Origin of the sequence: Streptomyces sp. NPDC006798, assembly GCF_040635975.1 — a bacterium.
Lineage (GTDB): Bacteria > Actinomycetota > Actinomycetes > Streptomycetales > Streptomycetaceae > Streptomyces.
Genome location: NZ_JBEYIS010000006.1, coordinates 158706 through 171450, shown reverse-complemented (window position 1 = coordinate 171450; position 12745 = coordinate 158706). Strand labels below are relative to the sequence as shown.

General features: G+C 71.3%; 13 protein-coding genes. 9 read left to right on the top strand and 4 right to left on the bottom strand.

The window, feature by feature from the left end:
• Positions 1–339 precede the first annotated feature (339 nt).
• From ABZ714_RS06145 to ABZ714_RS06135, 3 genes are all read right to left on the bottom strand, one after another.
• Complete coding sequence (locus ABZ714_RS06145) at positions 340–993, bottom strand: hypothetical protein (protein WP_358823946.1); 654 nt, start codon at positions 991–993, stop codon at positions 340–342.
• A 304-nt stretch (positions 994–1297) separates the two neighbouring features.
• On the bottom strand, positions 1298–2257 hold the full coding sequence (locus ABZ714_RS06140) for a DUF4328 domain-containing protein (RefSeq protein ID WP_358823945.1): 960 nt from the start codon (positions 2255–2257) through the stop codon (positions 1298–1300).
• A gap of 342 nt (positions 2258–2599) precedes the next feature.
• The gene (locus ABZ714_RS06135) at positions 2600–4261 is read right to left on the bottom strand and encodes a glycoside hydrolase family 20 protein (protein WP_358823944.1); all 1662 of its coding nucleotides are present in this window, start codon (positions 4259–4261) and stop codon (positions 2600–2602) included.
• Between the two features lie 522 nt (positions 4262–4783).
• Between ABZ714_RS06135 and ABZ714_RS06130 the strand changes: the two genes are divergently transcribed.
• From ABZ714_RS06130 to ABZ714_RS06105, 6 genes are all read left to right on the top strand, one after another.
• Entirely contained in the window at positions 4784–5341 is a 558-nt protein-coding gene (locus ABZ714_RS06130; protein WP_358823986.1) for a 2-oxo-4-hydroxy-4-carboxy-5-ureidoimidazoline decarboxylase, read from the top strand.
• 264 nt (positions 5342–5605) lie between these two features.
• Complete coding sequence (sdhC, locus tag ABZ714_RS06125) at positions 5606–5986, top strand: succinate dehydrogenase, cytochrome b556 subunit (protein ID WP_078902167.1); 381 nt, start codon at positions 5606–5608, stop codon at positions 5984–5986.
• Between the two features lie 7 nt (positions 5987–5993).
• Positions 5994–6470 (top strand): succinate dehydrogenase hydrophobic membrane anchor subunit, encoded by a 477-nt coding sequence (locus tag ABZ714_RS06120; RefSeq protein WP_358823943.1) that lies wholly within the window; start codon positions 5994–5996, stop codon positions 6468–6470.
• Between the two features lie 21 nt (positions 6471–6491).
• The gene (gene sdhA / locus ABZ714_RS06115) at positions 6492–8246 is read left to right on the top strand and encodes a succinate dehydrogenase flavoprotein subunit (protein ID WP_358823942.1); all 1755 of its coding nucleotides are present in this window, start codon (positions 6492–6494) and stop codon (positions 8244–8246) included.
• Positions 8246–9007, top strand: coding sequence for a succinate dehydrogenase iron-sulfur subunit (locus tag ABZ714_RS06110; RefSeq protein WP_358823941.1), 762 nt, complete (start codon positions 8246–8248; stop codon positions 9005–9007). The genes sdhA and ABZ714_RS06110 overlap by 1 nt, the downstream gene beginning before the upstream one ends.
• Positions 9008–9251: 244 nt before the next feature.
• Positions 9252–9824: a hypothetical protein gene (locus ABZ714_RS06105; protein ID WP_358823940.1), complete on the top strand. Its 573-nt coding sequence runs from the start codon at positions 9252–9254 to the stop codon at positions 9822–9824.
• 132 nt (positions 9825–9956) lie between these two features.
• On the opposite strand, the gene ABZ714_RS06100 is transcribed toward ABZ714_RS06105, so the two are convergent.
• Positions 9957–10712 carry an alpha/beta hydrolase gene (locus tag ABZ714_RS06100; protein WP_358823939.1) on the bottom strand — a complete coding sequence of 252 codons (756 nt, stop codon included), beginning with the start codon at positions 10710–10712 and terminating at the stop codon, positions 9957–9959.
• Positions 10713–10933: 221 nt separating this feature from the next.
• On the opposite strand from ABZ714_RS06100, the gene ABZ714_RS06095 reads away from it, so the two are divergent.
• Genes ABZ714_RS06095 through ABZ714_RS06085 form a run of 3 tightly spaced genes read left to right on the top strand, consistent with a single transcriptional unit; the run spans position 10934 to position 12713 of the window.
• The gene (locus tag ABZ714_RS06095; RefSeq protein ID WP_358823938.1) at positions 10934–11371 is read left to right on the top strand and encodes a hypothetical protein; all 438 of its coding nucleotides are present in this window, start codon (positions 10934–10936) and stop codon (positions 11369–11371) included.
• Positions 11368–11841, top strand: a complete 474-nt coding sequence (locus ABZ714_RS06090) for a DCC1-like thiol-disulfide oxidoreductase family protein (protein WP_358823937.1) — start codon at positions 11368–11370, stop codon at positions 11839–11841. Before ABZ714_RS06095 ends, ABZ714_RS06090 begins: the two co-directional genes overlap by 4 nt.
• An 11-nt stretch (positions 11842–11852) precedes the next feature.
• Complete coding sequence (locus tag ABZ714_RS06085) at positions 11853–12713, top strand: TetR family transcriptional regulator (RefSeq protein WP_358823936.1); 861 nt, start codon at positions 11853–11855, stop codon at positions 12711–12713.
• The last annotated feature ends 32 nt before the right edge of the window (positions 12714–12745 follow it).

Sequence of the window (12745 nt, the reverse complement as noted above, 5' to 3'; positions counted from 1 at the left end):
CCTTGTACGAGCCTGCACGCTACGTCGTCGTACAGCGCCCCGTCCACGGCTTGTACAACTTGCAACAAAATCGCGAGCGACCTCGTCCGAACGGACAGTGACAGAAATCGACCGCCCGGCGCAGAGTGGATTACGGGGCCGTACAGCGGACCCTGCGGACGACGACCGGGGCCTCTCCTGTGGGGGGTGGCGGCCCCGGTCGTCCTCCTTCGAGCCTTCTCCCGGCCCGGTTCCGGCCTCTCTCGGCCTTCTCTCCACCGCACGTCTCACCGGTGGTACGGATTTCACACCCATCCGCGCGACGGCGTGACGCACGCCACATTTCGAGCGGTTCGGGTTTCAGGTGCGGGGGCCGCCGCCCCGGGCGCGGCGGGAGACGGCCGCCGCCAGGACCCGGCGGCCTTCCGTCGCGGCGTTGAGGGCCTGGCGCAGACCGGCCGTGCCGACGCCGTCGGCCAGCAGGTTCAGGATGCGGATCTGGCGCCGCAGCTCACCGGCCGTGAGGGGGTCGGCCGGGGTGGCGGCGTCGATGTCGTCGGCGTTGTCGATGATGCCGGTGGTGCCGGTGGCACCGGTGGTGATGCCTGTGCCGTAGCGGCGGTGCAGGGCGAGCGATACGGCGGAGCACTCGTCCGCCCAGGTCCGCAGCGGGCCCGTGGCCCACTCGGCGGGGGCCGACTCCAGCATGGCGCGTACGGCGTCGGCACCCAGGCCGTCAGCCGCGTCGGCCGCGTCGGTGTCACCGCCCGTGTCCCGCTCCGGCGGGCCCTTCAGGGACTCCCGCGCCTCCGCGAGCCGCGCCGACCAGTGCGCGGGGCCGTTGCCGAGCGCCGCCCACAGGGGGCGCAGCGCCTCGGGGTCGGCGGCGGCGTCACCGAGGAGCGGAAGGCACCGTTCCAAACACGCCACACCGCCGGCCGCGAGCGCGCGCTCGTCGGCGCGCGCGATCAGTTCCCTCAGTTCCCTCAGGTCACTCAGGCCATCGGACGTCACAGGACGCCTCCCCTCGCGGCCCTGGGCCGCTCGCTCCACCTGCGAACTCGTGGCGCAAACTACTCGCTTCGGGGGTATCGCGCCATGGGTTCCGAGAGCCGGGAACGTCGGGAGACGTCCACTCCTCCGCCAACTCAACCCGGATCGTACACACTTACGCCATGCTTCTGTTACATTCGGGCCAACCGGAGAGTGGCTTGCGGGCGCCTTGCGGCAGCCCGCCGAAGCCCCCCGGAGCCGCGGTGCGGGCCCGCACTCCCCCGGGCGGGCCCGTACTGTCGGCGTGCGCGGGTGCGCGGGTGAATCAGTAGGCGGTCGGCATCGGCGGCATCGCGGGCTGCCAGCCCATGGCGATCTTCTCCGTCTGCATCCGGGTGATCCGGCGGACGACAAAGATCGCGACGATCGCGGCGGCGATGCTCAGGATGCTGCCGAGGGCGAACGTGTTCGACCAGATCCGCAGATCCTTCGCGGTCTCCGACCCGTCGTAGGACAAGAACCCCACGCTCCACGGCAGATAGGCCGCCACGCAAAGGGTCCACCAGACGGTCAGCAGGGTCCGTCGCTGGACCGACTTGGGCGCGTACGGATCCGGGCGGCTCGCGATCCAGATAGTGCCCGCCACCAGTCGCGGGATCGCTATGTTCGCGGCGGGGATGAACCAGCCTCCGATCGCGAAGCCCTTGCCCCACTTGTCGATATACGGCGCGAAGGCGGCGGCGTTGGCGCGGGCCGCCGCGAACCAGATGATGAAAAGAATGCCCGTCGCGAGCACTGCCAAGTACTTGAAGACGATGGCCAGAGCCATCAGCGCGTCCGCGTCGTCCGCTTCGTCCTGGGTGACGGCGAAGGGCGAGGTCTCCAGGTCCTTCGCCAGCGACGCCGCGTTCAACCCCGCGCCCACGCCGAGCAGATCGACGACGGCGGTCACACAGAGCAGAGCGATCACCGCGTACGAGAGCCCCACCGGGGCCTTGACCTGCGGCGCCATCGGGGCGAACGGCATGGGTGCGCCGTAGGGGGCGCCGCCGTACGGGGGCACGGAGGGTCCGGCGGCCGGGGCCGGTGCCGGGTACTGCGGGTAGCCGGGTGCGGCAGGTCCGGGAGCCGCGGGGTAGCCGTAGCCCGGGGCGGGCGGCGGTACGGGACCGGGGCCGGGGACCGGGCCCGGGGTGCCGATGGCGGTGGCGCTGGCGGCGCACTGCTGGCACAGGCCCTGCGCGGTGGCCGCGGGGTTCCGGCGGCAAATGGAACAGGGTGTCATCGATACGCCCCCCTGGCGCGGAGAAAAGGATTCAGCACGGCCGTGCGGAACGGCTCGGCCGTGTCCCCGCCACGGGCGTCTGCGGACGGTACGCGTCCGGAGGCGCCGCCGTCCAACGGGATCCGGCGCGCGTGCGTGATTTCCTGTGCCCGGGACGGTCCCGTCTGCCGATGATCGTGCGATCCGGGCCGCGCCACCGTCGTGGCCGTTCGCGCAGTTCCCCGCGCCCCTGAACGCCCTTCCCAGTCGGGCGTCTGTTTGGGCCCCGGCGCCACCCAAATGCCCCTCTCAGTCGAGGCACTGGCAAGGTGAGGCGCGCCCAGGAAACCCTCCGGGGCGAGGTCAGGACAACCGGCGCGTCAGGGACTCGAAGGACTGCCAGCTCCTCGGCGGCGGGGACGCGTTCCAGATCTTCTGGGAGAGAGCCGCCAGGGGGAGGCGGATGCCCTGCGCCACCTGGGCCGGGGTCTGGGCCTTCGACAGGTCGCACCAGACCGCGAAGCGCGCGCCCAGTATTCGGGAGTCGTACCGGCTCGGGACCGGTTTCGTGCCGCGCAGGGTCAGGGGGGTCCACTCCTCGTAGATGCGGCGGCCGGTGGGGTAGGTGAAGTCGTTGGGCTCGCCCAGCACGTAATAGAGGTACTCGTCGTTGAGGTTCACCACCCGGCGGCCCTCCGCCAGATACTCCTCCGGCGGGCGCGCGCCGATCTCCTTGCCCGTCCAGTACTCGACCTCGACGTCCTTCGCGACGGAGACCTCCCCGCCCCGGAAGTAGCCGTCGTTCCATGCCTTGGGGACGCGGTCCAGGCCCCGGACGACCGCCGCCCGGTCGTTGACCCAGCGGGTCGCGAGGTCGCTCACCCGGCCCCCGGGGCCGTACGCCGCGCGGGCCTTCGCCGCCAGGGACGGGAAGGACGCCTCCGGATTCCGCCGGGTCAGCGCCTGGTACTCGTCGCCGCCGAGATGCCAGTAGCGGCCCGGGAAGAGTCCGGCGTACTCCCGCAGCAGTTCGTCGACGAGCCGGGCCGACGCCGGGTTCCCGATGTCGATCGCGCCCGGCACCACCCGTCCGGCGGAATCCCGCAGCCGCAGTTCGGGGTGCTCCTTCAGAACCGCGCCCAGATGGCCGGGCGAGTCGATCTCGGGGATCACCGTGATGTGCAGGGAGTCGGCGAGGGCCAGGATCCGCCGGACCTCCGCCTTGGTCAGCCGGTCGGCCGAGACCACCTCGGGGTGGCGGCCGGACTCGATCCGGAAGCCCTGGTCGTCGGAGAAGTGCAGGCCGAGCTGGTTGAGCTTGAGGTCCGCCATCTCGCGCAGCCGGTCCTCGATCCAGGCCGCCGAGAACGGCTTACGGGCGATGTCGATCATCAGGCCGCGCTGCGGGCGGGCGGGCCCGTCGGTGATCTCGCCCTCCGGGACGACACCCCCGGAGCGCAGGGCCTGCTTCACGGTCCGGGTGCCGTAGAAGACACCCGCCGGGTCGCGGCCGGTGATCAGGACCCGGTCGCCGCCGGTGCGGATGGTGTACGACTCCGGTCCGCTCGGCGCGCCGGTGCCGTCGGTGAGTTCGACGTCGCCGCGCCGGACGGGGTCCTCGCCCGCGTAGGGGATGCCCAGTTCCCGGGCGAGCAGCCGGGCCTCGTCGGCGAGGCGGGCCCGGCCGGGGGCGACGACGACCCGGGAGTCCGGGCCGGGTTTCCAGCCGGGGCCCCGGGCGGGGGTGTGGCGGGTCACGGCGGGGACGGTCGCGGGCGCGGTGGAGAGGGGGAGGGTGCTGTCCGGGTCGCTGGTCGGCGGAGGGAGCCGGGTCTTCGCGGGGGCGCTGGACCGGGAGGTCCCCGTACCCGCGTCCGTACCGGAGCCCGGGCCGGATTCCGTACCGCCGCCGGAACAGGCGGTGGCCGTGACGGCGGCGAGCAGCGCGAGAGCCGCGACGCGCCGGGCGCGGCGGCGTGACCGGAGAGCCGGGGCCGGGTTGGGTATGACCCGGGTGCGTATCACTCGTCCTCCTCCGGCCCGGTCGTCGCGTCCGAGGGCCCCGGGAGATCCGGGAGAACCGTCAGAGCCCGAAGGCGCGACCGTCGCCGTTCGTCCGCTCGGATGTCGGGCATCCGTTCCATCCCGTCCGTTCAGGAACGTCAAGATCTGCCCATCTTCCGTCCATCACATGGTCCGAAACCCTCCCGTCCGGGTGAAAATCGCGCATCCGTCGGACGTCCGCTCGTACACCTGGATAGCGTTGTGTCCCATTCGCCCCTCCCTCACCAGCTTTCCGCCGCCATCGCGGTCGTCCCCGATGTCCTCCGCACCGAGGAGCCCACGCTGTTCAGCGATTCCGAGACCGGGACCGGCCTGCCGGACGCCCTGCGGGGTCCGGCCGCCGCAGGGTTCGTCCTACCCTCGCAGGCCACCGCCAGTCCCCGGACCTCGGACGACGGACGTGCCCTCGGGCACCAGGGTGGGGCGGCGGGCGGCTCCCGGCCACCCGAGCGGGGCGGGGCCGTACGGCGGACCTCCCCGGGCGTGACCCGGCTGAACGAGGCTCCGCCGGAGGAGGCCTTGGCCGCGCTGCTCGCCTGCTGCGGCAGCGCCCGCTGGGCCGAGCGGGTGGCGGCGCACCGCCCGTACCCGGATACGGCCGCCCTGCTGGCCGCGGCGGACGAGGCGGCGTACGACCTGGCTCCCGGGGACGTCGCGGAGGCACTGGCCGACGAGTATCCGGCCGGGCCGCATCCGGAGGCGCCGCACGGCCCGCATGTGCTGATGGCGCTGGCGGCGGCCCAGGACGCGTACGAGGAAAAGTTCGGTCATACGTTCGTGATCTGCCTCGACGGCTACCGGCCGGACGAGCAGCTGGACCAGATCCTGTCGGACATCCGGCTGCGGCTGGCCCACGAGCCCGACCACGAACGGGAGGTCGCGGCCGAGCAGCTGCGGGGCGTGGCCCGGGGCAGGCTGCGGCAGCTCGCGGCGGGGCGGGCGGAGCCGTATCCCCCGCCGGGCGGGCTTTCGGGCGCGCCGGAACCTGCGGGCGCTGTGGCGCCTGTGACGCCTGTGAACCACGCCGAATCGGACCGGTGAGCCCGGCCGGACCCGCGTCACCCACGAGCCGGAGAGGCGTCGCGCGCCGTCAGGACCGGAATCGGGCAGGGTTCGGCGGGACCGGGTTTCCCGGTAGTCCGTCCGTGGCTCTTTGATTGCCGGTTTGATCACACCGGAGGACCCCGCGCGAACGAACCGACAAAGCGTCGCTACGATGGCCGGGGCCGGTGGACCGTACCCGGCCGGGCCAGACCGACAACCCAAGCCGGCAGGCCCCAGTCCCCGCTCCCGGAGGGTTCTTCCGTGCCGGCTGGAACGCTGTACCGCGGCCGGGAAGGAATGTGGTCCTGGGTGGCTCATCGAGTCACCGGCGTCCTCATCTTCTTCTTCCTGTTCGTCCACGTCCTGGACACCGCTCTCGTCCGCGTCTCCCCAGAGGACTACGACAAGGTCGTGGCCGTCTACAAGACGCCGATCGTCGCCCTGCTCGAATACGGCCTGGTGGCGGCCGTCCTCTTCCACGCGCTGAACGGCCTGCGGGTCATCGCCGTGGACTTCTGGTCCAAGGGGCCCCGCTACCAGAAGCAGATGCTCTGGACCGTGATGGGCATCTGGATCGTCCTGATGGCGGGTGCCCTGTACCCCGTCCTCGGCCACGCCGCACGCGAAGTCTTCGGAGGCTGACACCGCTATGTCCGCTGACACCTCTTCCGCGATCGGCCCCGTCGAGACCGGTCCTCAGTACGACGTCGACAACCCGGCGCCGGTGATCGAGCCCCCGCGCAAGCGGACCGGCCGCACCCCCCGCTCCACCCGCGGCAACTTCGAGATGGCCGCCTGGCTGTTCATGCGGCTCTCCGGTGTGGTGCTGGTCGTCCTGGTCATCGGCCACCTGATCATCCAGCTGGTGCTGGACGGCGGCGTCTCCAAGATCGGCTTCGCGTTCGTCGCGGGCCGCTGGGCGTCCCCGTTCTGGCAGGTCTGGGACCTGCTGATGCTCTGGCTCGCCATGCTGCACGGCGCCAACGGCCTGCGTACCGTGATCAACGACTACGCCGAGCGCCCGAACACGCGGCTGTGGCTCAAGGGCCTGCTGTACACCGCCACGGTGTTCACCATCCTGCTGGGCACGCTGGTGATCTTCACCTTCGACCCGAACATCCGCTAGAGCCGGGGCTGACGACACCTCATGAAGATCCACAAGTACGACACCGTCATCGTCGGCGCCGGTGGCGCGGGCATGCGCGCGGCCATCGAGGCCACCAAGCGCAGCCGCACGGCGGTACTGACCAAGCTCTACCCGACCCGCTCCCACACGGGCGCCGCGCAGGGCGGCATGGCCGCCGCGCTGGCGAACGTGGAGGAGGACAACTGGGAGTGGCACACCTTCGACACGGTCAAGGGCGGCGACTACCTGGTCGACCAGGACGCCGCCGAGATCCTGGCGAAGGAGGCCATCGACGCCGTCCTCGACCTGGAGAAGATGGGTCTGCCGTTCAACCGGACCCCGGACGGCACCATCGACCAGCGCCGCTTCGGCGGCCACTCGCGCAACCACGGCGAGGCCCCGGTCCGCCGGTCCTGCTACGCCGCGGACCGCACCGGTCATATGATCCTCCAGACGCTGTACCAGAACTGCGTCAAGGAGGGCGTGGAGTTCTTCAACGAGTTCTACGTCCTGGACCAGCTGATCACCGAGGTCGACGGGGTCAAGCGCTCCGCCGGTGTGGTGGCGTACGAGCTGGCCACCGGGGAGATCCACATCTTCCAGGCGAAGGCCGTCATCTACGCCTCCGGCGGCAACGGCAAGTTCTTCAAGGTGACCTCCAACGCGCACACCCTCACCGGTGACGGCCAGGCGGCCTGCTACCGGCGCGGGCTGCCGCTGGAGGACATGGAGTTCTTCCAGTTCCACCCGACGGGCATCTGGCGGATGGGCATCCTGCTCACCGAGGGCGCCCGCGGCGAGGGCGGCATCCTCCGCAACAAGGACGGTGAGCGCTTCATGGAGAAGTACGCGCCCGTCATGAAGGACCTCGCCTCCCGCGACGTGGTCTCCCGCTCCATCTACACGGAGATCCGCGAGGGCCGCGGCTGCGGTCCCGAGGGCGACCACGTCTACCTCGACCTGACGCATCTGCCGCCGGAGCAGCTGGACGCCAAGCTGCCCGACATCACCGAGTTCGCCCGGACCTACCTCGGTATCGAGCCCTACACGGACCCGATCCCGATCCAGCCGACCGCGCACTACGCCATGGGCGGCATCCCGACGAACGTCGAGGGCGAGGTGCTGGCCGACAACACCACCGTCGTCCCGGGCCTCTACGCCGCCGGCGAGGTCGCCTGTGTCTCCGTGCACGGCGCCAACCGGCTGGGCACCAACTCGCTGCTGGACATCAACGTCTTCGGCCGCCGCGCGGGCATCGCCGCCGCCGAGTACTCCGCCACCGCCGACTACGTCGAGCTGCCGGAGAACCCGGGCGCGCTGGTCGAGGCGATGGTGGAGGGGCTGCGCGAGTCCACGGGCAACGAGCGCGTGGCGGAGATCCGCCGCGAGCTGCAGGAGACCATGGACGCCAATGTGATGGTGTTCCGGACCGAGCAGACCATCAAGACGGCCGTCGAGAAGATCGCCGAGCTGCGCGAGCGCTACAAGAACGTGTCCGTCCAGGACAAGGGCAAGCGCTTCAACACGGATCTGCTGGAGGCCGTCGAGCTGGGCAACCTGCTGGAGCTGGCCGAGGTCATGGCCGTCTCCGCACTGGCCCGCAAGGAGTCCCGCGGCGGCCACTACCGCGAGGACTACCCCAACCGCGACGACGTCAACTTCATGCGCCACACCATGGCGTACCGCGAGGTCGGCGAGGACGGCTCCGAGACCGTCCGGCTCGACTACAAGCCGGTCGTCCAGACCCGCTACCAGCCGATGGAGCGTAAGTACTGATGGCTACCCCGACCATGGACAAGGTGGAGGCGGAGGCGGCGGCCTCGTCCCATCTGATCACCGTCACGTTCCGGATCCGCCGGTTCAACCCGGAGCTGTCCGAGCACGCGGTCTGGGAGGACTTCGAGTTCGAGATCGACCCCAAGGAGCGGGTCCTCGACGGCCTCCACAAGATCAAGTGGGACCTCGACGGAACGCTGACCTTCCGGCGGTCGTGCGCCCACGGCATCTGCGGCTCCGACGCGATGCGGATCAACGGCAAGAACAGGCTCGCCTGCAAGACGCTGATCAAGGACCTCAACCCGGCGAAGCCGATCACGATCGAGGCCATCAAGGGCCTGACGGTCCTCAAGGACCTGGTCGTGGACATGGAGCCGTTCTTCCAGGCGTACCGCGACGTGATGCCGTTCCTGATCACCAAGGGGAACGAGCCCACCCGCGAGCGCCGGCAGTCCGCCGAGGACCGCGAGCGGTTCGACGACACCACCAAGTGCATCCTCTGCGCGGCGTGCACCTCGTCGTGCCCGGTGTTCTGGAACGACGGGCAGTACTTCGGCCCGGCGGCGATCGTCAACGCCCACCGCTTCATCTTCGACTCGCGTGACGAGGCCGGGGAGCAGCGGCTGGAGATCCTCAACGACAAGGACGGCGTCTGGCGCTGCCGGACGACCTTCAACTGCACGGACGCCTGTCCGCGCGGGATCGAGGTCACCAAGGCGATCCAGGAAGTCAAGCGGGCGCTGATCACCCGCCGCTTCTGAGGCAGCCGTGCCTTGGTACGGCCACCGGGTTCCGGCAGCCGTACGACGGACGTACGACGGGTCTCGCGGCCACTTCGGTGGGCGCGGGGCCCGTTCGCCGTATCCGGGCGGAGGCGGGGGCGGGGGCGGGCACCCGGCCGGGTTCCGGCGGTGGTTCGGCGGATGGACTTCACCCCGGGGCGCGGCGACTGGCAGGATCGAGTTGTTTGCCGTGTCGAAGCAGTGGGAAGCGGGGAGCCCGACGATGACCCAGCCCGATCCGTTCCAGCAGCCGCCCCGGCCCTCCGGGCCGCCGTCCGGTCAGCCGGAGTACCAGTGGGGTCCGGACAGCGCGTCGGGTACGCCCGCGTACGGCCATCCGGCGCCCGGCTACGGCTATCCGGACCCGGCCGGGAACCACAGCCCGACCATGCCCGGCATGCCGGGGGCGCCGGGCCTGCCGGTGCCCGCCCAGCCGGCCACCGGCGGCGGGACGCCACTGGTGTCGATCGGGGACATCACGGTCCTGCCGGACACCATCATCACCCCGTCCGGGAACATGCCGCTGCGCGGCGCGGTCTGGAACGCCGTGGACATGTCCCGGACGGAGGAGAAGATCCCGGCCCATGCGATCGTGCTGGCGGTGATCTTCTTCTTCGCCTGTCTGCTGGGGCTGCTGTTCCTGCTGATGAAGGAGCGGAAGACCACCGGCTATGTCCAGGTCACCGTCACCAGCGGCGGCCGTCATCACGCGACGATGATCCCGGCCCGGGACGCCATGACCTTCCAGCAGGTCATGGGGCAGGTGAACTACGCCCGTTCGGTCAGCTCCATGTGACGACCCGGGCGGGCTGTGGCCGGGCGGGCGGGGCGGTGGCCGCGCCGCCCGCGCCGGGGGCCGTACGACCCGTCAGCGGGCCGTACGGCTCACCAAGCACCGGGACACCCGCGCGGACAGCCGTGCGACGCCTCAGCGGGCCGTTTCCGCGAGGTACTCCGTCAGCAGGGTGTTGATCTCCGCCGGGCGCTCCAGGCCCGGCAGATGGCCCGCCCACGGCAGCCGCAGGCGGCGGGCGGCGGGCAGCAGTGCCGTCAGCCGGTCCGCGGCCTCGCCGAACTCCGGCAGGTCGTGGTCGCCGGAGACCACCAGGGCGGGGACCGTGACCCCGGTGAGCCCGGCCGGGTCGTAGTCCCCCGCGCCGCTGTACTCGTCGGCTTCGGCGAGCTGGACCTCGTACGCCCGCAGCTGCATCCCGGCCACGGCGGCCAGTACCTTCTCGTCGGCCTCGGGCCCGAGGAACGTCCGCGCCGAGAGCGCCGCCGCCTCGTCCAGGTCGCCGTACTCGACGAGTCCGACCTCGCGCTCCTCGAAGGCCGTCATCTCGGCGCTGTCGGGGATGCCGGGGAGCCCGGCGCAGAGCAGTACGAGCCCGGCGACCCGGCCGGGGGCGCGCAGGGCGATCTCCAGGGCGGTCCGTCCGCCGTACGAGGCGCCGATCAGCACCGCCCGGTCCATTCCGGCGGAGTCCATCAGGGCCAGGACGTCATCGGCGTCGTTGTAGGGGCCGCTGCCGCAGGGCGTATCGCCGAAGCCGCGGAAGTCGCCCCGGAGGACGCGGTGTCCGGCCGCCGCGATCGCCTCGTACTGGGAGTCCCACATCCGGCGGTCGCAGACCGTGGAGTGCAGCAGAACGACGTCGTGTCCGGCGCCGGGTGTACCTGTCATGTCATTCGTCATCATCGCGGCGGACTCTACCCCGCGCGCCGGTCCGGTCTCGCGTCATTTTGACGACGGTCGGCGCCCCGGCCCCTCTCCTTCTCCCCTCGGCCGCCTCCCGCCCTGCCCCAAGTCGCTTCCCGGAAGCCCTCGTTCCGCGTTGAACATGTTCAAAAACAGGGCTACATTCCTGGTGTCGGTCTTTTGAACACGTTCAGAAAGGTCACGACATGGATCTCCACGTCGTCGGATATCTGGTCTATCTGCCGGTCAGCGTGGCGCTGACCATCTGGGTCGCCCGCACCCTCAGCCGCCACGGCCGGGTCTTCCTCTCCGATGTGACCCAGGGGGACGAGAAGCTCGCCGATGCCGTCAACCATCTGCTGGTCGTCGGCTTCTACCTGGTCAACCTGGGCTTCGTCGCCCTCTATCTGAAGATCGCCGGGACGGTCGCCGACACCCGCGAGCTGTTCGACGCGCTGTCGGTGAAGTTCGGGGTGGTACTGCTCGTCCTGGGTCTGCTGCATCTCACCAACGTCTACGTCCTCAACCGGTTCCGGCGGCGCGGCCTGGCGGACGAGTCGGTTCCGCCGGTGGCGCACGGCGGCTGGACCCCGCCCGCCGGTTGGACCCCGCCCGCGCCCCAGGGCACCCCGGACCCCCGATGACCACCGCCGGACACGACCGGGGCATCACCCTCCAGCGCGCCGGAAGGTGCCGGGGCGTACCGGTCCGGCGGCTCACGGTCCTCTACGACCCGGACTGCGGGCTCTGCTCCCATCTGCGGAACTGGCTCCTCCGCCAGCCCCAGTTGGTGCCGCTGGACCTGGTGCCCGCCGGGTCCGGCCGGGCCCGTGCCCTCCTCCCCGGCCTGGACCACTCGACCACCCTCCGGCGGATCACGGTCGTCGGCGACCGGGGCCAGGTCTACACGGACGACGCGGCGTTCCTGGTCTGCCTCTGGGCGCTGGCCGGACACCGCGCGACCGCCCGTCGGCTGGCGACCCCCGCCGGGCGGCCGTTCGTCCGGGCCGCCGTACTCGCCGCCTCGGCGTACCGGGCCTCGACCGGCGCCTCCGCCCGCGAGGTGCCCCCGGGCGGGCCGCCCTGTGACGACCGGTGCGCGCCGCCCGGTTAGGCTCGGGCAGCGTGACCGACCGGACCAACGACGCCAGCGTCAGCGTCGCACGAGCGCCCAAGAGCGAGCAGACCCGCACCCTGATCCTCGAAACCGCGTTGCGGCTCTTCCAGGAACGCGGCTACGACCGGACCACGATGCGGGCCATCGCCAAGGAGGCGGGGGTCTCGGTGGGGAACGCGTACTACTACTTCGCCTCCAAGGACCATCTCGTCCAGGGCTTCTACGACCGGATCGGCGCCGAACACCGGGCGGCCGTACAGCCCCTGCTGGAGCGGGAGACCGATCTGGCGGCCCGGCTCTCCGGAGTGCTCAACGCCTGGCTCGACGTCGCGGAGCCGTACCACGAGTTCGCGGCCCAGTTCTTCAAGAACGCGGCCGATCCGGAGAGCCCGCTCAGCCCCTTCTCGGTCGAGTCGGAGCCCGCGCGGGAGGCCGCCGTCGCCATCCACCGGGAGGTGCTGGCGGGTTCGCGGACGAAGGTCCCGGCGGAGCTGCGGGACACCCTGCCGGAGATGATGTGGCTGGCGCAGATGGGCATGGTGCTGGCCTGGATCTTCGACCGGTCCGAAGGGCACGAGCGGGCCCGGCGGCTGGCGGACCAGGGGGCGCGGCTCACGGCGAAGGGCATCGTCCTGGCCCGGTTCAAGGTGCTGCGGACGCTCGTGGCCGACGTCCACGAGCTGCTGACGGACCTGCTGCCGGGGATGGCCCAGAGCGCGGCGGACCGGCGGACCACCGCCGACGCCGTCGCCGCACGGAAGAAGTCCGTACGGAGGAAGAAGGCTTCCTCCGCGGGGTCCGCTTCCGGGGCGGACGAACGGGGCGAAGCGGCCGGGAGCGGTCCGGCGGGGCCGGGCGTCTCCGGCTGACGGCCCCTTCCCGCCCCTCGGAAGCGGACCCC

Excerpts from the sequence above, each read along its gene's own strand:
- ABZ714_RS06095 (WP_358823938.1), top strand. The coding sequence starts at position 10,934 with ATGGATCTCCACGTCGTCGGATATCTGGTCTATCTGCCGGTCAGCGTG.
- sdhA (WP_358823942.1), top strand. The coding sequence starts at position 6,492 with ATGAAGATCCACAAGTACGACACCGTCATCGTCGGCGCCGGTGGCGCG.
- ABZ714_RS06090 (WP_358823937.1), top strand. The coding sequence starts at position 11,368 with ATGACCACCGCCGGACACGACCGGGGCATCACCCTCCAGCGCGCCGGA.
- ABZ714_RS06105 (WP_358823940.1), top strand. The coding sequence starts at position 9,252 with ATGACCCAGCCCGATCCGTTCCAGCAGCCGCCCCGGCCCTCCGGGCCG.
- ABZ714_RS06120 (WP_358823943.1), top strand. The coding sequence starts at position 5,994 with ATGTCCGCTGACACCTCTTCCGCGATCGGCCCCGTCGAGACCGGTCCT.
- ABZ714_RS06110 (WP_358823941.1), top strand. The coding sequence starts at position 8,246 with ATGGCTACCCCGACCATGGACAAGGTGGAGGCGGAGGCGGCGGCCTCG.
- ABZ714_RS06140 (WP_358823945.1), bottom strand. The coding sequence starts at position 2,257 with ATGACACCCTGTTCCATTTGCCGCCGGAACCCCGCGGCCACCGCGCAG.
- ABZ714_RS06100 (WP_358823939.1), bottom strand. The coding sequence starts at position 10,712 with ATGACAGGTACACCCGGCGCCGGACACGACGTCGTTCTGCTGCACTCC.